Source organism: Hypericibacter adhaerens (assembly GCF_008728835.1).
Lineage (GTDB): Bacteria > Pseudomonadota > Alphaproteobacteria > Dongiales > Dongiaceae > Hypericibacter > Hypericibacter adhaerens.
The window spans coordinates 2,383,482-2,403,848 of record NZ_CP042582.1; the positions used below are offsets into that span (position 1 = coordinate 2,383,482).

Here is a 20,367-nt window from a genome sequence, read left to right on the forward strand (position 1 = left end):
AGCCGCTCGACATCACGCCCGTGACGATCGAGGAGGAGATGAAACGCTCCTACCTCGAATACGCCATGAGCGTGATCGTGGCGCGTGCGCTGCCCGACGTTCGCGACGGCCTGAAGCCCGTCCACCGCCGCATCCTCTATGCGATGAAGGAGGGCGGCTACGACTTCAATAGGCCCTTCCGCAAGTCGGCGCGCATCGTCGGCGAGGTCATGGGTAAATACCATCCCCATGGCGACGCGGCGATCTACGACGCGATGGTGCGCATGGCGCAGGATTTCTCCATGCGCCTGCCGCTCATCGACTCCCAGGGCAATTTCGGCTCGATGGACGGCGATCCGCCGGCGGCCATGCGCTACACCGAGGCGCGGCTCGCCCGCGCGGCCTCGGCCTTGCTCGACGACATCGACAAGGAGACGGTGCCGTTCCAGCCCAACTATGACGGGGCCGAGCTCGAGCCGTCGGTCCTGCCGGCGCGCTTCCCCAATCTCCTGATCAACGGCGCCAACGGCATCGCCGTCGGCATGGCCACCAACATCCCGCCCCACAATCTGGGCGAGGTGGTGGATGGCTGCATCGCCTATATCGACAATCCCGCGATCGCGATCGAGGACCTGATCGCCCATATCCCGGGTCCCGATTTCCCGACCGGCGGCGTCATCCTCGGCAAGTCCGGCATCCGCGAGGCCTTCCATCTCGGTCGCGGCTCGATCCAGGTCCGTGCGCGCAGCCATGTCGAGGAGATCCGCAAGGACCGCGAGGCGATCGTGGTCAGCGAGATCCCCTACCAGGTCAACAAGTCGCGCCTGCTCGAGCGCATCGCCGAATGCGTGCGCGAGAAGATCATCGAGGGCATCGCCGACCTGCGCGACGAGAGCGACCGCGACGGCGTGCGCGTGGTGATCGAGCTGAAGCGCGACGCGATGGCGGAGGTGGTGCTGAACCAGCTCTATCGCCACACGCCGCTGCAGACCAGCTTCGGCGTCAACATGCTGGCCATCAATGGCGGCCGGCCCGAGCTCCTCAACCTCAAGCAGATCATCGCCGCCTTCGTGACCTTCCGCGAGGAGGTCATCACCAAGCGGGCGGTGTTCGATCTGCGCAAGACGCGCGAGCGCGCCCATATCCTGGTGGGCCTCGCCATCGCGGTCGCCAATATCGACGAGGTGATCGACCTTATCCGCAAGGCGCCCGACCCGAACACCGCGCGCGACCGGTTGATGGCGCGGGCCTGGCCGGCCCAGGACGTGGCGCCGCTGATCAGGCTGATCGACGAGCCGGGCCGCACCGTGGCCGAGGACGGCACCTATCGCCTCTCCGAGGAGCAGGCCAAGGCGATCCTGGAACTCCGGCTGCAGCGCCTGACCGGCCTCGAGCGCGAGAAGATCGCCGACGAGATCAAGGAAATCGCCGCCCAGATCGTCGATCTGCTGGATATCCTCGGATCGCGCGCCCGGCGCCTGACCATCCTGCGCACCGAGCTCCTGGAGATGAAGGCGCAGTTCGCCACCCCGCGCCGCACCACCCTCGAGGAGCTCGAGTTCGAGCAGGATGTCGAGGACCTGATCCAGCGCGAGGACATGGTGGTGACCGTCACCCATGGCGGCTACATCAAGCGCGTGCCGCTCTCGGCCTTCCGCGCCCAGCGGCGCGGCGGCAAGGGGCGGGCCGCCATGGCGACGCGCGACGAGGATTTCGTCACCCAGCTCTTCGTCGCCGACACCCACACGCCCATGCTGCTCTTCTCGACCCGCGGCATGGTCTACAAGACCAAGGTCTACAAGCTGCCCCTGGGCACGCCCCAGGCGCGCGGCCGGGCGCTGGTGAACCTGCTGCCGCTCGAGGAAGGCGAGACCATCTCGACGGTCATGCCGCTGCCCGAGGACGAGGCGCGCTGGAGCGACATGTTCGTCATGTTCGCCACCTCCAGCGGTTACGTCCGTCGCAACCGCCTCTCCGATTTCACCAGCGTCATGGCCAACGGCAAGATCGCCATGAAGCTGGAGGAGCCGGGCGAGCTTCTGATCGGCGTCCAGACCTGCGCCGAGACCGACGACGTGCTGCTGGCCGGCCGCGGCGGCCGCTCGATCCGTTTTGCCGTCGCCGACGTGCGCGTCTTCACCGGCCGCACCTCGACCGGCGTGCGCGGCATCAAGCTGGGCGAGGGCGATCGCGTCGTCTCCATGTCGATCCTGGGCCATGTGGAGGCCGATACGGCCGAGCGCGAGGCCTATCTGCGCTGGTCCAACGCCCGCCGCCGCCAGCCGGGCGAGGAGCCCGAGAACGGCGCGGCGGAAGCCGCCGCGCCCGAGGCCGTCGCCGAGGAAGGCGAGGCGGCGCCGGGTGCCGCCGAGGCGATCGAGCTCAGCGCCGACCGGCTGCAGGCGATGGAGGCGGCCGAGGAGTTCATCCTCACCATCACCGAGAAGGGCTACGGCAAGCGCAGCTCGGCCTACGAGTACCGCATCACGGGCCGCGGCGGGCAGGGCATCGTCAACATCGCCGTGGGCGAGCGCAACGGCCCCGTGGCCGCGACCTTCCCGGTGGGGCATGGCGACCAGATCATGCTGGTGACCGATCGCGGCCAGCTCATCCGCTGCCCCGTGGGCGACATCCGCATCGCCGGGCGCAACACCCAGGGCGTGATCGTGTTCAAGGTCTCGGACGGCGAGCGCGTCGTCTCGGTCACGCGGCTGGGCGAGCTGGGCGACAGCGCGGAGGGCGGGCCCGACGGGGCCGGCAGCAACGGCGTGGACGAAGCGCCGGCGGGCGACGGGATCGGCGGCGAAGCCGATGGGGATGCCGGAGCCGGGGAAACCGGTCCGGCGATCAAGGAATAACGGCCGGCAACGACCGGCCGGGCAGGGGAGCGGGGCGATGCCCAAGACCAGGATTGCAGTCTATCCAGGCACCTTCGACCCGATCACCAACGGCCATCTCGACATCATCCGGCGCGCGGCGCGGCTGGTCGACCGGCTGGTGATCGGCGTCTCGGTCAATGCGGGCAAGGGACCGCTGCTGTCGCTGGACGACCGGGTGCGGCTGGTCCAGGGCGAGCTCGTGGCGCTCGACAACGGCATGCCCGACTATGTCGAGGTGGTGCCCTTCAACTGCCTGCTGATGGATTTCGCCATGCAGGTGGGGGCGAGCTCGATCATCCGCGGCCTGCGCGCCGTGTCGGATTTCGAGTACGAGTTCCAGATGGCCGGCATGAACGCCCGGCTCAATCCCGACATCGAGACCGTGTTCCTCATGGCCTCGGACCGCCACCAGTTCATCTCCTCGCGCTTCGTGAAGGAGATCGGCCGGTTTGGCGGCGATATCCGCCATTTCGTGAGCCCGCGCGTGGCCGACTATCTCGAGACGCAGCTGGGATTCGGCAACGGCAAGAAGAAGCGCGGGGCGCGCGTCAAGGCCGCCGCGGCCGGCCCTGCGAAAAAGGCCCGAAAACCGAAATAATCCCGCGCTTTTGCGCATCGCCCTGGCGGGCCTGCCCGCGCCGAACGGCGCGCTTGCATTCCCGCCATGTCATGCGCTACATGGCGCCGCCACCATCGCCCTCGGCGAGCCCGTAGCTCAGGGGTAGAGCATCTGACTTTTAATCAGAGGGTCGCGGGTTCGATCCCCGCCGGGCTCACCAACCAATCAGATATTTGGCGCTACAGCCGATTTTTGTCGCGCACGGCGGGGGCATAATGTGAAAGAAGATCTGCCTGAGTTGCGGTCCTACCGAGATGTAGTTGAGCATTACTTGGCCAACCACAAAGAAGGCGTCGAACGACAGCTAAAGTGGTTTGGGCAGAGTCCGAAGACTCTCGGTGACGCTATAGGACGCGCCTGCCACAGCCGTATCCCCAGCGGTCGAGGTGGAGGCACGAAGAAGCACTCGCACCAAAGTCTAGTGCCGCCCGGCGTTCTAGAAAAAGCAGCACACAAACTCGCTGAACATACTCAGTCGCTTAAGCGAGCCGCAGACTTTTCATCGGTCTTTGCGACGGTGAATAGCGCCATCAGACCTATTCACGGAATTGGTGAGATGGCTGTTTACGATATTTCGCATCGAGTGGGCGCCTTCCTTGGGTTTGAGCCAGACACAATCTATCTGCACAGGGGCACGCGCGCGGGAGCACGAATGCTCGGCATGTCCGTAACGAGACGGCAATCTATCGCCGTCAGCGAGCTTCCCTCGGAATTTCACGCATTAACGGCGGCACAATGCGAGGATGTGTTGTGTATTTACCGCATGGCCTTAAGCCGGATTAGAGCTGGGCTGGCCGCCAAACCAACGAAGCGTCGTTTGTGTTCCTAGTGTTCGGCTTCCTTTCGGAGGCACAAGCTCACCGAATTGAAGCTTAGAGATTTTGCACATCGAACTGGCGCGCTAAACTGGCTTCTCCCCCTTGATCGTCACGCGGTTCCCCGCGCGCGTGTGCGGCCAGTAGTCCCAGAGCGCCCGATGCTGGGTGCAGCGGTTGTCCCAGAAGGCGACCGAGTTGGGCTGCCAGCGGAAGCGGCACTGGAACAGCGGATTCTCCATGTGCTCGTAGAGATAGCGCAGGATCCCGTCGCTCTCGTCGACGGGGATGCCGCGGATGCGCGTGGTGAAGCCGCGATTGACATAGAGCGCCTTCTTGCCCGTCACCGGGTGGGTGCGGATCACCGGATGCTCGGCCTTGGGATAGCTGGGCTTGTCGGCCACGCCGAAATTGTCGAACAGGCCGCGATAGACATGCTCGCCGTCATGGATCGCGGTGAGGCCGGCGAGATAGGTCTTCATGCGCTCCGACAGCGCGTCATAAGCGGCATACATGCTGGCGAAGAGCGTGTCGCCGCCCTGGGCCGGGCATTGCTTGATATGGAGGATCGTGCCCATCGGCGGCTCGGGGTCGCAGGAGACGTCCGTGTGCCAGCCCTCGCCATTGGCGCGCGGGCTGTCCTTGTCGGCATAGATCGTCATCAGCTCGGGGATGCCCGGCGCGTGCGGGGCCGCGGGATGGCGATGGAGCTCGCCGAAGCGCCGGCCGAAGGCCAGGTGCTGCTCGGGCGAGAAGCTCTGGTCGCGGAAGAAGATGACGAGGTTCTCCGCGAGCGCCCGGTGGATCTCGTCGAACTGCCGGTTCGAGACCGCGGCCAGGTCGACGCCGCCGATCTCGGCGCCGATGAGCGGCGTCAGCTTCTCGACCGTGATGGTCTCGTAAGGCGTGCCTTCCGGGGCCTGGTGGCGGATGCGCGGCCCTTCCTTGGCGTTCAGCATGATGTTCCGTCCCGGCCGCCCTCAGCGGCTCTCATGGTGGGGCACGTCGACCAGGCGCCGCGTGCCGGCCTCCACATCATAGATATGGAAGCTGTTCATGTTGCGGCCATAGAGATGGAGGCTGATGCAGGTCTCGCGGGTCCGGGCCACGCCGGTCATGTGGATATGGTCGGGGTTCGGCACGAAGCTCGAGACCGAGCCCGGGTTGAGCAGGATGACGCCGCCCCGCTTGAGGCGGATGCCGCTGTCGGCCGCGATGTCGCCGGTCGCCGACATGTAGCTGCGCTCCTCGAGCAGGCCCTGGACCACGCCGACCACGCCCCAGCAGCCATGATCGTGGACGGGCGTCCATTGCCCGGGCAGCCAGACCAGGGCGAAGAGGGAAAGATTGCCGCTGGGCGCGATATGGATCGCGTTGCGCGCATAATGCTCCGCCTCGGGGCGCTTGTGGTCTTCCGTCAGGAACTCGTCGGCGCGGGTCGCCAGCTTCTGCATCAGGGGGGCGATGGTCGTCACCCGGTCCGCCGTCTTCTCCTTGGCGGCGACGATGGATTCGCATTGCGCGATGAACGCCGCCAAGGCCTCGTGCATGTTCCGGCTCTCCCTTGCGAACGGCGTCCCCTCCCGGGGGGACCGCCGCCGGGGCAGAGGCTAGCGCGAGCCCTGGCGCCCGGCGACAGCTAAAATCCGGGGTCCGAGGCTTGCCCCCGGGCGGGCGGAAGGCTCGCTGCCAGAGCGGACGGCCGAAGACGGTGCCGAGCGGACGCTAGCGCGGCGTATCGCCGAGGGCGGCGCGGATCTCCGCCGCCAGATGCTGGCGGCTATAGGGCTTCTGCAGCAGGCGCACGGCGCCGGTATCGCGTTCGCGCGCCAGCACGTGATTGTCGCTGTAGCCCGAGGTGAAGAGAGCCCGAAGGCCGGGCTTGCGGCGGCGCATCTGCTCGAGGAGCTCGGGCCCCAGCATGCCGCCCGGGAGCATCACGTCGGTGAAGAGCAGGTCGAAGGACTGGCCCGCATCGACCAGCGCCAGGGCGGCCGCGGCATCGCGCGCCTCGACGATCCGATAACCGAAGCCGCGCAGCTGCTCGACCACATAGCTGCGCACCAGCTCGTCATCCTCGACCACGAGGACGGTCTCGTCGCCGCCGAGGGGGGCCTGTGCCTCCGGTTTCGCCTCCGCCTCCGGGGTGCCGGGCGAGCGGGGCAGATAGAGGCTGATCCGGCAGCCGCGGCCGGGCGCGCTGTCGATCTCGAGATGGCCGCCCGACTGCTTCACGAAGCCGTAGACCATGCTCAGCCCCAGCCCCGAGCCCTTGCCGACCCCCTTGGTGGTGAAGAAGGGCTGCACCGCCTGGGCGCGGACCTCGGGCGTCATGCCGACGCCGGTGTCGGCGACGGTCAGCCGCACATAGGCGCCGGGCTTCATGTCCGGATCGGGCGACGGGTTGCGCTCGTCGAAGACGGTGTTGGCAGTCTCGATCGTGAGGATGCCGCCGTCGGGCATCGCGTCGCGCGCGTTGATCGCCAGGTTGAGGATCGAATCCTCGAGCTGGCCGGTATCGACGATGGCGGGCCACAGCCCGTCGGCGAGCTTCAGCTCGACCGCGATGTTGGCGCTGAGCGAGGGGCGCAGCATCTGGCTCACGCGCATGACCAACTCGTTCGGCGCGATCTCGGCGGGGTTGAGGGTCTGCTGGCGCGAGAACGCCACCATCCGGTGCACCAGCTCGGCGCCGCGCTCGGCTGCCTGGAGCGCGTTCCTCGAGAGGCGCTTGACGTTCTCCGTGTTCTGGGGATTGACCCCGATCAGGTCGAGATTGCCGATCACGACCGTCAGCAGATTGTTGAAATCGTGGGCGATGCCGCCGGCGAGCGTGCCGATCACCTCGAGCCGCTGGACTTGGCGCAGCTTCTCCTCGAGGGCCCGGCGGTCCTCGATATCGATGAGGACGCCGACATGGCCGAGATAGGCGCCATCGGCCGAGAAGCGCGGCACGAGCGTGTCGAGGAACCAGCGATAGCTGCCGTCGGCGCCGCGCAGCCGGTATTCGTCGGTCATGTGGGCGCGCGACGCCAGCATCTGCCGCTCGACCTCGAGCGACTTGGCGCGGTCCTCGGGATGGATGCTCTCCGCGAAGCCATGGCCCAGCTCTTCCTCGACCGGCCGGCCGGTATAGGCGGACCACTGCCTGTTGAGGAAGATGCATTCGCCCGTCTCGTCGCACATCCAGATCAGGGCGGGAAGATTGTCGGCGAGGCTGCGGAAACGGCCTTCGCTCTCCTGCAGCGCCGCCTGCATCTGCTTGAGCTCGCTGATGTCGAGGCCGATCGAGACCACATACTTCACCTTGCCGGCGGCATCGTGGATGGGCGCGCGCGAGGTGAGCCAGGAGCTGGTGAAGCCGCGCGGATCGCGATAGTCCGTGCGGTGGAAGCGATGCGGCCGCCCCGACAGGATGACCTGGCGGTCGGCTTCGAGCACATGCCGGACATAGCCTTCGTCATAGAGCTCGTCGAGGGTGCGGCCCGGGAACCAGTCGACGGGGCGGCCGTGGAACTTCGCCAGCTCGGCATTGGCGAAGACATAGCGCCCTTGCGTATCGCGAACCGAGATCGTCGCCGGCATGGAATCGATGATCTCGCGCAGCAGGGCGCGGCTGTCGGCCAGCGCGGCTTCCGCCTGCCGCTGCTCCGTCACGTCCTGGATCGTGCCCAGGATGTAGCGCACGCCATCCTCCGCGACGACGCCTTCCACGAGCTCGTTGACATGGCGGATCTCGCCGTCGGGGCGGACGATGCGGTAGCTGTTGTCGTAATAGGCCGGCGTCGTTCCGCTCGCCGGCCGGTCGGCGACCATCGCCGTGTATTGCGCCGACATCCGCAGGCAGGCGGCGCGATCCTCGGGATGGACGACCTGCTCGATGAAATGGGCGTCGGTCGCGTCGAGCGCATCGGGAGGGCGGCCCAGGATCTCGGCCGCGGCGGTGCCGTAGCGGGTGAGGACCTTGACGCTGCCGTCGGGCTCGGTCGTGACCGTAGAGACCCAATGGCCGAGCCTGGCCATCCGATGCGCCCGGCGCAGGAAGGCTTCGCTCTCGCGCAGGAGCGCATCGGCCCGGTTGTTCTTAACGCTTTCCATCCCTGTATCCGGATCTGCTTCGGGGCATGGGACGCCTCGTGCAGGCTATCTTTCGGTGGTTACCGAATCATCCAATAGCCTTGCGGTCCGGGTCAATGACCGGCCCGTTATTGACCGGATGCTTAGGATTACGGCGCTGTCAGGGGCGGGCCCCAAGGGGGTGGCGCCGGGGGCCGCGGTCGACGGCCGCGCCCGGCGCCGGACCCGATTAATGAGTGAATTTATAGGCAAAGTCGTATTCGGTGCCCTGCGCGTTGCGGGCATGAAGCTTCATCTCGCCGCGAGCGCCGTAATAGCGGCCGGTTCCTCCGGTGACGGAGAGAACGGAATCGGCGGCGTCGAAATAAGGGCCGGCGACGCTGAGCTGACCGTCCGCCAGGGTCAGGGTCCAGAAGCATTCCCAGGCCTTGCCGACGACGGTGCGGATGCACCAGCCATTGTCGTGACCCAGCAGATTCTTGTTGTGCTCGTCATAGATCTCGTTGGCGAAGGTCAGAAGGTCGCCGACGCTGTCGCCCTTGTCGCCCAGATCGGTGACGGCGTCGGTCGTCGCCCGCTCTACATAGGTCGCGCTCTCCGTCTGGAACGCGTGGGCGGGATGGGCGACCATGAGAAGGCCGGCCGTCGCCGAGGATAGAAGCAGGCCAAGGAATTTTTTCATGGGGATTTCCTCCTCTGTTCATGAAAACGGGATGAAATCGGGTCGTGGGGCGCGATGCCGCGAGGCTCGAGCCCCCATATGAACGCTAGGCCTGTCGTTCCTCGGGCGTCAACGGCTGCGACCGTCCCCCCGCGCCTTCTCGCCGGTATCGCCCGGGAAGAGCCGAACCTCGCCCAAGGGGATGATTGCCGGTCCGCTCGGCCGGCGGCTACACTCGATGCGTCAAGAAGAAGCGAAGCTATTTCACCGGCATCGGTCTCGATTCCGGCGGGAGCCATTCGACGGACAACAGGGAAGGCAAGGGAGGAACGCCATGTCCAAAGCAAACGCACAGGAACTGATCGGCCGGTTGGCCGAACGGCGCATCACGCGCCGCGAACTGCATCGCTGGCTCGCGGCGGCCGGGATCGGCATCGCCGCCATGCCGGTGCTGACGCGACCCGCGCGGGCCGCCGACCTGATCTACTACACATGGAGCGGCTATGACGTGAAGGAGTTCATGCCCGGCTTCGTCGAGAAGCATGGCAGCATGCCGCAGACACCGCTTTTCGGCGACGAGCAGGAAGCGCTGACCAAGATGCAGAGCGGCTTCCAGGTGGATGTGGCGCATCCCTGCAACAACCGCGTGCCGATCTGGCGCGATGCGGGCGTGATCGAGCCGATCGACACCGGCCGCCTCGAGCATTGGGGCGAGCTCTTCGATTCCCTGAAGAACCTGAAAGGCACCGTCACCGAGGACGGGCAGCACTGGTTCGTGCCGATCGACTGGGGCATGACGGCGCTGATCTATCGCAGCGATTTGATCAAGGACCCGGTCGACAGCTGGGAGCTGCTGTGGGACCCGAAATACAAGGGCAAGCTCTCGATCGGCGACGGCATGGCCGATACGGGCCTGATCGTGGCGACGCTGCTCAAGATCAAGGACCCGAACAACATGACGGCCGACGATCTCGCCAAGATCAAGCAGAAGCTCCTGGAGCAGAAGCCGTTGCTGCGCTTCTACTGGAACGACGAGACCACGCTGGAGCAGGCGTTGACCTCGGGCGAGATCGTCGCCTCATCCTCCTGGAACGGTGCCGCGGCGACCCTGATCGACCAGGGCGTGCCGGTGAAGTTCGTCTCGCCCAAGGAGGGCGCCTTGACCTACTGCTGCGGCCTGGTGCTGGCGAAGGGCGGCGGCCACCGCGACGATGCCTACGACCTGATCAACGCGATGAGCGCGCCCGAGGCCGGGAAATGGCTGATCGAGACCTATGGCTACGGCCACTCGAACCACAAGGCATTCGATATGGTGGCGCCGGACGTGCTGACCAAGCGCAGCCTGCCGAAGGACCCGACCGAGATGCTGGGGCAGGGCGTCTATTCGACCGTGTCGCGCCATCTGGCCGAGCTCTCGCAGATCCTCGAGGAGGTGAAGGCTTCGCAATGAACGGCGCTGCATAGCGGGATCATCAGCGACGGGGCTCGGCCGGAAGGCCGGGCCCCGCTTTTCATGAACCGGCTCTTCCGCGGCAACTGAGACCAAGTGCTTCATTGGTTTCGATTTTTCCGATGTCGCAGGACAAGTCGCCCGCTTGTGCAGGCGCGAAGGCCCTCATATCCTCGACGCTCGTCACGAACGATTGAATGCAAGCCCCGCAGCGCTTCGTCGAGCCTGCCGGGCGATTGCCGAAAGGAACAGCATGGCCGTCGCTCCCTCCATCACGATCGCCGAATTCCAGGAGCGGCAGCGCCGCGCCAAGGCCGCCGCGGCAGCAGCCGGCTTCGACGGGCTGCTGGTGATCTCGCGCGGCGGCGGTTCCGTCGACCGCTACGCGAACGTGCTCTACCTCGCCAATTTCTACAGCTCCTTCCCCTTCATTCCCGACCGCCGGCCCGACTGGTCGGCGCGCGGCCATCCGATGCTCGTCATGCCGAACCAGGGCGATCCCATCCTGGTCGTCGACATGTCGGTGAAGGCGAACGAGATACCGGTATCGAACGTGGTTCAGGCGGACGACGTGCTGCCGGCCGTCGTGAAGGCGATCAAGGACGCCAAGCTCGCCGGCAAGCATATCGGCGTCGCGGGCGCCGACGCGCTGCCCTGGGCCGCCTTCCGCAAGATCGAATCCGATCTGCAGGGCACGAGGTTCACGCCCTGCGACGAGATCCTCGACAAGCTGCGCTCCGTCAAGTCGCCGGCCGAGATCGCGATCCTGCGCCGCGCCTCCGAGATCGGCTCCAACGCGATCGAGGCGATGATGGATTTCGCCGAGGCCGGCCGCACCCATGGCGAGATCATGGGCGTCGGGCTGAACGCGCTCGCGCGCGAAGGGGCCATCATGTACAACAACTTCATGGCCTCGGGCCGCGGCGGCAACGCGCCGGTCTATATCGCGAACGAGTTCCCCACCTTCGCCTCGAAGGAGCCGCTGGAGGAGGGGCAGTGGTTCGGGATCGGCCTCTCCGGCATCTTTCAGGGCTACTATTTCGATCACTCGCGCTCCAAGCCGATCGGCAACGCCTCGCATCCCGAGATCGAATCCTTCGAGGCTTCGATCGCCGCGGTCGAGGCCGGCATCGCCGCGATCAAGCCGGGTGCGCGCGCGGGCGACGTGGCCAAGGCCGGCTTCAAGAAGCTCGTGGATCTGGGCTTCTCCCCGCATAGCGATTTCTCGGGGCTCGGGCACGGCATCGGCTTGGGCTGGGACGCGCCCTGGCTGGTGCCGGACGAGACCTGGGTGATCGAGCCCGGCATGGTGCTGTGCGTCGAGCGCACGGTGGAGAAACATGGCTTCGTCGGCGATTTCGAGGAGACCGTCCTGGTCACCGAGAAAGGCTGCGAGAAGATCAGCAAGGCGCGGATCCGCCGCTGGTAATTCCGTCGGTTCAAGACGGCAAGATCAACAAACGCCGCTCCCTAGGCGGCAGGCAGAGGAACATGAACAGAGGCAACGTGAATTCCATCATCGATCTCTATATGACCGACCGCCGCGGCTTCCTGAAGGCAGCCTCCGCCCTGGGGCTCGGCGTGGCCGTGCTTCCCGTGATCGGGCGCTCCGCCGAGGCCGCCTCGTCGCTCTCCTATTTCGGCTGGAACGGCTACGAGATCCCCGAGCTGCACCAGGCCTACACCAAGGCCTATGGCGGCGAGCCGACGGCGACCTTCTTCAGCGACGAGGAGGAGGCGCTGCAGAAGGTGCGGGCCGGCTTCAATCCCGACGTCATCCATCCCTGCATCAACACCGTCCGGCGCTTCAAGGACGCGGGCGCGATCAAGGCGCTCGACACCAAGCAGATTGCCGGCTGGGACAACATCTTCCCGCAGTTCCTGTCGGTGAAGGACGTCAAGCAGGAGAACGACTTCTACATCATGCCGTTCGACTGGGGCACGTCGTCGGTGATCTATCGCCCCGACCTGGTCGACATCAAGGAGGAGAGCTGGACCATCTTCCTCGACGACCGTTACAAGGGAAAGATGGCCTTCCTGGATTCGCCCGACAACATCATGGCGGTGGCGGGGCTCCTCAGCGGCGCCAAGAATCCGATGGACATGAACGACGAGGAGATGGCCAAGGCCGGCGACCTGCTGCGGCACATGCACAAGAACATGCGCTACTACTGGACCGACAACACCGAGCTCGAGCAGTCGCTGGCTTCGGGCGAGGTGGTGGCGGCCTGGGGCTGGGGCCAGTCGGTCAACACCCTCAAGAAGCAGGGCGTCAACGTCAAGTTCATGAACCCGAAGGAGGGCATCATGACCTGGATCTGCGGCCTGACCTCGACCGTCAAGGGCCAGTGCCCCGACAAGGAACGCTACGATTTCATGAGCGCGATGCTGGCGCCCGAGAGCGGCAAATACGTGATCGAGCAGTACGGCTACGGGCACGCCAACCAGGAGTCCTTCAAGATCGCCTCGCCCGAGGCCGTGGCGCTCCTGGGCTTCAAGGATCCGAACGAGTTCCTCAAGACCGGCAACTTCTTCGTCGCCGCCGATCCGGACAAGCGCGAAAAGATCCTGGCGCTCTGGCAGACGATCAAGGCGGGTGGCTGAGGCGCGGCCGCCATCGCCTCCGGGGAGCCGCCTGAAGCGGCTCCTCCCCGAACGATAGCCAGACGGGGCGCTTTCCCAAGCCGGGGAGGCGCCCCGTTCTGCTTCGGAAGACCCGCGATGTGGAGTCTTCGATTCCGGGGCCGCGCAGAGACGGTCTCCGGCAACCGCCGAAAAGTTCTCCACAGCTTTCTCGTCGTGACCAAATTCGGGCTGAGTTTTCCCGCCCTGTGGGTCGTTCTTAAATTCACGGACTATTCAATGGAGTCGAAAAAATCTCTTCTGTTAATAGTTGAGTAACCAAACCCAACCCGCTGGCGGCATTTTGCGACGGACGCATTTGGCGTAATTCAGCTATTGTTAGCCATGGCGGAATTGTCGCGGAGCCAGGCGGAGTGGGGCAAAAGTCGTTTTACGACCGTATCTTAAGGTAGCCTGTTAACTTTAGATTAACCACTTTTTTACTAAATTTAACAAGGACATCCGGAATCTTCTGCTTGCAATCTATGAACCGGACGTTCATCCTTTGTTAAGGCTCTGGGCGAGGGCCGAAACAGGGGCGGGGAGACAAGGAATGTTGGTTAATCGCATCGCGACGGCCGACGGGCTCTACCGGACCGAAGGTCCCGATCCGGACGGCAACCGGGCCCTGCAAAACAGGTCCGGGCCACGACCGATCGATTCGATCGCGACGCCCGCCGAGCGCCGCTCGGCCCTGGCGCGCTTCGCCGCCACCGGCGAGCTGACCCTGGGCGAGATGGATCTCTTCTGGGACCGCACGGCCAAGCTCTATTGGCAGTACATGCGTCCCGCCGGCCGGGCCAGCTTCACCTTCGGGCTGCTGAGCGACCTGCGCGAGGCGCTGTTCTTCCTCACCGACATGTATGCCGAGGCCACGCCCGCGGATCCGCATCCGGTCCGCTATTCGATCCTGGCCTCCCGCATCCCCGGAATCTTCAATCTCGGCGGCGACCTGCCGCAATTCGCCGAGCTGATCCGCAGCCGCGACCGCTCGGTGCTGCGCCGCTACGCCCATGCCTGCATCGAGGTGCAGTATCCCCGCGCGACCAATGTCGGCCTGCCCATCATCGGCATTGCGCTGGTGCAGGGCGACGCGCTCGGCGGCGGCTTCGAGGCGGCCTTGGCCTGCAACGTGATCGTGGCCGAGAAGCGGGCCAAGTTCGGCCTGCCGGAGATCCTCTTCAACCTGTTCCCCGGCATGGGGGCGCTCAGCTTCCTGACGCGGCGCATCGGCATGGTCGAGGCCGAGCGGATGGTGTTCTCGGGCCGCATCTACAGCGCCGAGGAACTCCATGCGATGGGCGTGGTGGACGTGCTGGCCGAGGATGGCGAGGGCGAGAAGGCGGTCCAGGACTATATCGCGCGGATCGATCGCGGCTTTGCGACCCGGCTCGCGGTCTATGGCTCGCGCCAGACCATCCACCCGGTGACCCGCGAAGAGCTGATGCAGATCACCGAGCGCTGGGTCGACGCGGCGATCGCGCTGGCCCCGGCCGACATCCGCAAGATGGAGCGGCTGGCCTCGGCCCAGGATCGGCGCTGGGCGGCGATCGCCCAGCAGCAGCGCAGCGGCCAAGGCACCGACGTAGCGGCTCCGGCGGCCACCGCCTGAGGGCGGCACCTCAAGTTCATGACGGGAGCGACCCGGCCCTGAAGGGGCCGGCAACTCGAGACCGGACCCGGCAGCTCAGGCTGCCGGGTCTTTTTTATGCGCGGCCGGCCCTGCGGGCGATCAGGGCAGGAGGTCGCCATAGTCGTGGACATAGTCGCCGGGCTCGAAGCCGCCGATGCGGTGCGGCCAGCGCTTGCCGGGCCACAGGTAATCGACGCGGCCCTCGGCCGGCCGGTAGACGGCGGTATAGACCGTCGTGAAGCCGGCATGGCGGGAATAGAGCGGCGGCTCGAAGAAGCGGGCGGTCAGATCGCCGAGGCCGATGCCGGGCTCTTCCAGCGCCCGCAGCAGCCGCTGCTGACGCGCGACGCTGCGCCGGGCGGCGGCGCCCGAGGGCAGCGCCGACAGTTCCTGGTGGTTGGTGCAGACCCGCTCGCGCGTCACTGCGGGCTCGCGGCCGGGGCCGAGGAAGAGGGTGGCATAAGCGCCCGACCGGTCGAGCAGCGTCACGTTCTGCGACAGCGCGAGCGGGACCCGGGCGAGGGCGCGGATCGCTTCCGCCACGTTGCGGCAGGTCTCGAGCAGGTAGCGCAGCACCAGGATGATCGAGAAGCCGCGCCCCTGGCCGGCATGGCCGCCGGCGGTGAGGCTGGCCACGAGCCCGTCCTCGTTCATGCCGTCGAGACAGCCGCCCCAGGGGCGCTGCGCCTTCGCGATCACCTCGCGGCCGAACCAGGCGGTCGCCTCGAAGCGGTCGGAGACGGTCTCCAGCGGGTAGTCGTAATTGCGCACCAGCGCCGGCCCTTCCTGGCCCAGCCAGACGGCCTGGCTGCAGCCGCCCGGCAGCGGCGGCGGGCGGTAGTGGCTCAGGATGCGGTGCGCGAGATCGTCGTCGCCGACCAGCGCGCAGACCTGCTCGTAGGCCGGCATCAGCTCCGGCATATGGGCGGCGAGGGCGGCTCTGCATTCGGCGGCGGTCGGCGGATCCGCCAGCCCCTCGCCGCGGTACCAGCGCTCGGCCTCGCCGCGTCCGGCCGAGAAGCGGGCGAGCCAGTCCGCGCCGGGGACGGGTTCTCGGGCCGCGATGAATCGCTTCTTCATCGCCGCATTCTAGGCGAAGGCGATGGCCGGCAGGAGACGATCGGAAGCGGGGAGAGACGGCCGGCCGTCAGCTCGGCTGGCTCGATTTGCGCCGCTCCTCGAGATGGCGCATGGCGGCGGTCCGGAAGCGGTCGAACTCCTCGCGCAGCGCCGCCAGGCGCTGGCTGGCGTCGCGCTCGAGGTCCGGCGTGGAGGCGGCGCAGATCTCGCCGCAGATCCGGTGCACGCGCACCGCGCCGACATTGGCGGCGCTGGACCGCATGCCATGGGCGACGTCGCGGATGCCCACGATATGGCGGTCCTCGACCGCCTCGGCCATGGCCTCGATCAGTCCCTCGGTGTCGCCGATGAAGTCGGTCAGGATCTCGCCCAGGAAGTCGCCCTCGGGATCCATCGCCTCGAGCGCCGCCAGGGCGCCGAAATCGATGACGGGGCCGCTGTCCGACTGGAAGCGCGGATGGGTCGTGATGTCCGTGATGGCGGCGCTGGGGCCCGTTGCCGGCGCCGGCGCCGCTTCGGGGGCCGTCGCGGCCGGCGGCTTGCGCTCCGCCACTTCCTCGATGATCTTCAGCAGATGGGCGGCTTCGACCGGCTTGGTGATGTAGCCGTCCATGCCGGCTTCCTGGCAGAGCGCGCGGGTCTCGGTGGTGGCATCGGCGGTGAGCGCCACCATCGGCAGATAAGGCTCGCCCATATGCGAGAAGCGGTGGAGCTTCACCACGTCGAGGCCGCTGGTGCCGGGCATGTTGATGTCGAGCAGCACCAGGTCGAAGCGTTCCTGCTCCAGCGCGTCGAGCGCGGCGTCGCCGGTCTCGACCAGATGCGGATCGTGGCCGGCGCGGCGCAGGATCTTCGCGGTCACCTTGCGGTTCACGCCGTTGTCCTCGGCCACGAGGATGCGCAAGGGACGCTGGGCGCGCGATTCCGCGGCCTGGCGGCGCTGGATCTCCTGCTCCTCGTCCTTGCGCTGGGCGTCGAACACGCGCAGCGCATGCACCGCATGCGCGAGCGCCGCCGCGTCGGGATGGCGTTCGAGCGCCATCAGGAAGTTCTCGCGCACCATGGGCCCGGTCAGGTCGCCTCCGATCAGCACCAGCGCCAGGTCGCCGGTCGGATCGGCGGTGCGCAGCGCGGCCGCCGCGTCGGTCGGCGTCAGGCCGCTCGCGGGGTCGAGGAAGACGATGTGGTAGTCGATGCCCTCGCGCTTGTCGTCCATGACGCGGTCGACCGCGGCGCCCAGCGAGGGCAGGCGGCGCATGGCATAGCCGGCCTCCTCGATCGGGAACTGCAGATGGCGGGCGAGCACGCTGTCGGACGAGACCAGCAGGACCTCGCGCGCGATCGGCACGGCGGGCTGGCTGATCGACACGACCTTGGAGATGGCGATCGGGATCTCGACGCGGAAGCGGCTGCCCTTGCCGGGCTCGCTCTCGACGCCGATCGTGCCGCCCATGAGGCCGCTGAGCTGCTTGGCCAGCGCCAGGCCCAGGCCGGTGCCGCCGTAACGGCGGTTGGTGGCGTCGTCGGCCTGGGTGAAGCTCTCGAAGATGCGCTGGCTGGCCTCCTGCGAGATGCCGATGCCGGTATCGGCGACCTCGAAGCGGAGCAGGGGTTGCTCGGGGGTGCCGCCGATGCGCTCGACCGTCAGCAGGATATGGCCGCGCTCGGTGAACTTGACCGCGTTCGACAGCAGGTTGGTCAGGATCTGCCGGAGCTGCTGGCAGCCGCCATGAAGCTGGGGCGGCACGTCCGCGCCGATATGGGTCGCCAGGCGCAGGTTCTTCTTGGTCGCCTCGTTGCGCAGGATACGAACGATGTCGGCGATCTCGGCATAGAGATCGAAGTCGATGACCTCGACCGACATCTTGCCGGCCTCGATCTTGGAGAAGTCGAGGATGTGGTTGATCAAGGAGAGCAGCGCCCGGGCCGAGGTGCCGATCGTGCGCATCATGTCGCGCTGATCGCGGTCGAGCTTGGTGTCCTGCATCAGGTCGCCGAGCCCGATGATGGCATTGAGCGGCGTGCGCAGCTCGTGGCTCATGGTGGCGAGGAAGCGGCTCTTGGCCTGGTTCGCCTGCTCGGCCTGGCGCTTGGCTTCGGTCAGCTTGCGGATCAGCGTCGCGACATAGCCGGGGAGCACGATCAGGGCCGCGACCGCGCCGAAGGCGAGGTGAGGGGAGCTGAGCCAGTAGTCGGTCGTCACCCAGACGAAGATCATGCCCAGCGTGCTGACCAGCGCCGAGGCGGCCAGGTAGCGGTTGCCGTAGCGGAAGCCGTTGCCGAAGGTGATCCAGAGATAGATCAGATAGAGCGGCGTGCCGGCCTCGCCGCCCCAATGCATCAGGGCGGTGAGGGTGGCGAAGTCGGTGACCATCGCCGCCAGGCGGCGCGGCGGCGAGATGCTCGGCCAGGCGATGATGAGCCCGACATAGATGAAGGACAGCGCCAGATAGCCGGACGCCCAGTAGAAGCCCCAGCTATAGGGCGGCAGCGTGAAATGGTTCAGCCAGGACAGGATGAAATAGTAAGCCGCGAGGATCAGCACGATGACCACCCGCACGATGGCCTGCTCGTGTTCGCTGTCCGGGCGGCGGCGCAGTCGCTCCCGCAGGAAGCGGGTCAGCGAGATCTGCTCGGGGGAGCGGTTATCCGTATCGACAGCCATGGCGCGCCCTGCCGCCTTGGTTGCTGCGCAGGCCGATCCACCACCGGCTCAGCCGGCGGCTGCATTCGGCGATCGCTTGGGTGAAGCCGTTAGGCACGGGTCGCCTGGCGATGGGTGCGGCTCGGCGGGAACAGGAGCGTCACGCTGGTGCCGACGCCGATGGCGCTGGAGATGTCGAAGGTGCCGCCATGGAGCTTGGTCAGCTCGATCGCCAGCGGCAGCCCCAGCCCCGTGCCGGAATGGCTGTGGGTATCCGCCCGGTGGACCCGGCCGAAGCGTGCGATCGCGATCGGAATGTCTTGCTCCGCCATGCCAATGCCCGTGTCCGTCACGGTGATCCGTATGCCCCCGGTTTCCGCCAGGACGGCGCCGATGGTCACGCTGCCGCCCGGCGGGGTGAAACGGAGGCCGTTCGTGACCAGGTTAAGCAGGATCTGCTTAACTTTCCGTTCATCGGCTTCGAGCAGGGGCAGTTTCCCGGAAATCGTTGTTTTCAATTCGATTTGTGCCTCTTCCGCCCGGGCGGCCATCAGCCGGGTGACGTCGTGGAAGAGCTTCTTGAGGTCCACCCGGCTCTCGATCAGCTCGAGCTTGCCGGCCTCGATCTGCGACACGTCCAGCATGTCATCGATGATCTGGAGCAGATGCTGGGCGCTGGCCAGGATGTCGTTCGAATATTCCAGGTAGCGCGGGTTCCCGATCGGGCCCAGGAGCTCGATCTTCATCATCTCGGCGAAGCCGATGATGGCGTTCAAGGGCGTGCGCAGCTCGTGGCTGGTATTGGCCAGGAACTCGGTCTTGGTGTCGTTGGCGGCGTCGGCGCGCTCCTTGGCCTCGCGCAGATCGCGCTCCGCCACCTTGCGGTCGCTGATATCGAGCGAGACGCTGACCACGGTCGCGATGCGCCCGCGCCCGTCATTGAGCGGCGCCTTGGTCGTCAGGAAGACACGCTCGCGGCCCTCGCGGTCGACCAGATGCTCCTCGAGGCCGGTCTTGGCCTGGCCGCTCTCGATCACCTGGGCGGAGAACTCCTGGTGGCGGCGGCCATATTCCTCGCCGAACAGCTCCGCGACGCGCTTGCCGACCGCCTGGGAGGCGTCGATGCCGAAGAACTCGCACTGGTAGCTGTTGACGAAGGCGATCTGCCCTTGCGCGTCCGAGACGCAGATCATCGCCGGCACCGCATCGATCACCAGCCCCAGCACTTCCTTGGACTGACGCTGTTCCTCGGTGCGCAGGCGGTTGGTGAGATTCAGCACCTCCTCGAGGGTGAGGGCGCGCCGGCGGATGATCTCCTGCTGGCGGCGCATGGTGAGGAGGTTCTGGACCCGGACCCGGAACTCGTGATGGTCGACCGGGCTGATCAGGAAATCGGAAGCGCCGGCCTCGAGCGCCTTGTAGCGGAACTCGCGGTCCTCATAGACCGTGACCACGATGACCGGCACGTCGAAACATTGCGGCCGCTGGCGGATGGCGCGGATGAACTCCGCGCCGTCGAGGCGGGGCATCTTGAAATCGGTGATGATGAGGTCGGGCGTGTTCTCGGTCGTCCAGTCGAGCGCCGAAGCCGCGTCGTCGAAGGCGCGCACGGTCACATCGTTGCCGAGCGAGCTCGCCAGCTTGGCGAGAATGTTCCGGTTGGTGACGCGATCATCGATGACGACGATGAGCGACATTGCGCCTCACTCTTCCTGTCGTGTGGCGCCGGATCCACGCCTGGATCTGGCCGCTCCTGCAACCTTGATGTCCACGGCGCAGCATTCCTCCCCGGCGACGTGGCGATTCAGTTCTGCACCATTAACCATACTAAACCGGACCCCGCACGCTGTCCTGACCCGGCGACAACGCCACGCTGGATGCGACTTCCAGCTCAGCTTTCGGTGATAT

13 protein-coding genes and 1 tRNA gene are annotated in these 20,367 nt (G+C 66.5%); 7 read left to right on the plus strand and 7 right to left on the minus strand.

Translation table 11 applies throughout. The features are described from left to right. Positions 1-38: 38 nt before the first annotated feature. The 3 genes from gyrA (at position 39) to FRZ61_RS10425 (ending at position 3,637) form a co-directional block, all read left to right on the plus strand. Positions 39-2,837, plus strand: coding sequence for a DNA gyrase subunit A (gene gyrA, locus FRZ61_RS10415; protein WP_151120778.1), 2,799 nt, complete (start codon positions 39-41; stop codon positions 2,835-2,837). 37 nt (positions 2,838-2,874) lie between these two features. Next, positions 2,875-3,456 carry a pantetheine-phosphate adenylyltransferase gene (gene coaD / locus FRZ61_RS10420; protein ID WP_151117274.1) on the plus strand — a complete coding sequence of 194 codons (582 nt, stop codon included), beginning with the start codon at positions 2,875-2,877 and terminating at the stop codon, positions 3,454-3,456. A 106-nt stretch (positions 3,457-3,562) separates the two neighbouring features. Continuing rightward, positions 3,563-3,637, plus strand: a tRNA-Lys gene (locus FRZ61_RS10425). Between the two features lie 741 nt (positions 3,638-4,378). Here FRZ61_RS10425 and FRZ61_RS10430 read toward each other — a convergent pair. The 4 genes from FRZ61_RS10430 to FRZ61_RS10445 all read right to left on the minus strand — a co-directional run bounded on the left by FRZ61_RS10430 (position 4,379) and on the right by FRZ61_RS10445 (position 9,051). Continuing rightward, positions 4,379-5,251 carry a TauD/TfdA dioxygenase family protein gene (locus tag FRZ61_RS10430; protein WP_151117276.1) on the minus strand — a complete coding sequence of 291 codons (873 nt, stop codon included), beginning with the start codon at positions 5,249-5,251 and terminating at the stop codon, positions 4,379-4,381. A 21-nt stretch (positions 5,252-5,272) separates the two neighbouring features. Next, complete coding sequence (locus FRZ61_RS10435; RefSeq protein WP_151117278.1) at positions 5,273-5,842, minus strand: cysteine dioxygenase family protein; 570 nt, start codon at positions 5,840-5,842, stop codon at positions 5,273-5,275. Positions 5,843-6,017: 175 nt separating this feature from the next. Continuing rightward, positions 6,018-8,390: a hybrid sensor histidine kinase/response regulator gene (locus tag FRZ61_RS10440; RefSeq protein WP_151117280.1), complete on the minus strand. Its 2,373-nt coding sequence runs from the start codon at positions 8,388-8,390 to the stop codon at positions 6,018-6,020. Between the two features lie 208 nt (positions 8,391-8,598). Further along, positions 8,599-9,051 carry an allene oxide cyclase family protein gene (locus FRZ61_RS10445; RefSeq protein ID WP_151117282.1) on the minus strand — a complete coding sequence of 151 codons (453 nt, stop codon included), beginning with the start codon at positions 9,049-9,051 and terminating at the stop codon, positions 8,599-8,601. Positions 9,052-9,364: 313 nt separating this feature from the next. Here FRZ61_RS10445 and FRZ61_RS10450 point away from each other — a divergent pair, with 313 nt between their 5' ends. The 4 genes from FRZ61_RS10450 to FRZ61_RS10465 all read left to right on the plus strand — a co-directional run bounded on the left by FRZ61_RS10450 (position 9,365) and on the right by FRZ61_RS10465 (position 14,714). Beyond that, positions 9,365-10,480, plus strand: a complete 1,116-nt coding sequence (locus tag FRZ61_RS10450) for an extracellular solute-binding protein (RefSeq protein ID WP_191909386.1) — start codon at positions 9,365-9,367, stop codon at positions 10,478-10,480. A gap of 253 nt (positions 10,481-10,733) precedes the next feature. Next, positions 10,734-11,909 (plus strand): M24 family metallopeptidase, encoded by a 1,176-nt coding sequence (locus tag FRZ61_RS10455; protein ID WP_151117286.1) that lies wholly within the window; start codon positions 10,734-10,736, stop codon positions 11,907-11,909. A 62-nt stretch (positions 11,910-11,971) separates the two neighbouring features. After that, positions 11,972-13,084: an ABC transporter substrate-binding protein gene (locus tag FRZ61_RS10460; RefSeq protein ID WP_151120779.1), complete on the plus strand. Its 1,113-nt coding sequence runs from the start codon at positions 11,972-11,974 to the stop codon at positions 13,082-13,084. 571 nt (positions 13,085-13,655) lie between these two features. Beyond that, complete coding sequence (locus tag FRZ61_RS10465) at positions 13,656-14,714, plus strand: crotonase/enoyl-CoA hydratase family protein (RefSeq protein WP_151117289.1); 1,059 nt, start codon at positions 13,656-13,658, stop codon at positions 14,712-14,714. A 120-nt stretch (positions 14,715-14,834) separates the two neighbouring features. On the opposite strand, the gene FRZ61_RS10470 is transcribed toward FRZ61_RS10465, so the two are convergent. The 3 genes from FRZ61_RS10470 to FRZ61_RS10480 all read right to left on the minus strand — a co-directional run bounded on the left by FRZ61_RS10470 (position 14,835) and on the right by FRZ61_RS10480 (position 20,156). Further along, the gene (locus tag FRZ61_RS10470; RefSeq protein WP_151117291.1) at positions 14,835-15,815 is read right to left on the minus strand and encodes a C45 family autoproteolytic acyltransferase/hydolase; all 981 of its coding nucleotides are present in this window, start codon (positions 15,813-15,815) and stop codon (positions 14,835-14,837) included. A 67-nt stretch (positions 15,816-15,882) separates the two neighbouring features. Then, positions 15,883-18,480 (minus strand): ATP-binding protein, encoded by a 2,598-nt coding sequence (locus FRZ61_RS10475; protein WP_151117293.1) that lies wholly within the window; start codon positions 18,478-18,480, stop codon positions 15,883-15,885. Between the two features lie 89 nt (positions 18,481-18,569). Next, positions 18,570-20,156 carry an ATP-binding protein gene (locus FRZ61_RS10480; protein ID WP_151117295.1) on the minus strand — a complete coding sequence of 529 codons (1,587 nt, stop codon included), beginning with the start codon at positions 20,154-20,156 and terminating at the stop codon, positions 18,570-18,572. Positions 20,157-20,367 lie beyond the last annotated feature (211 nt).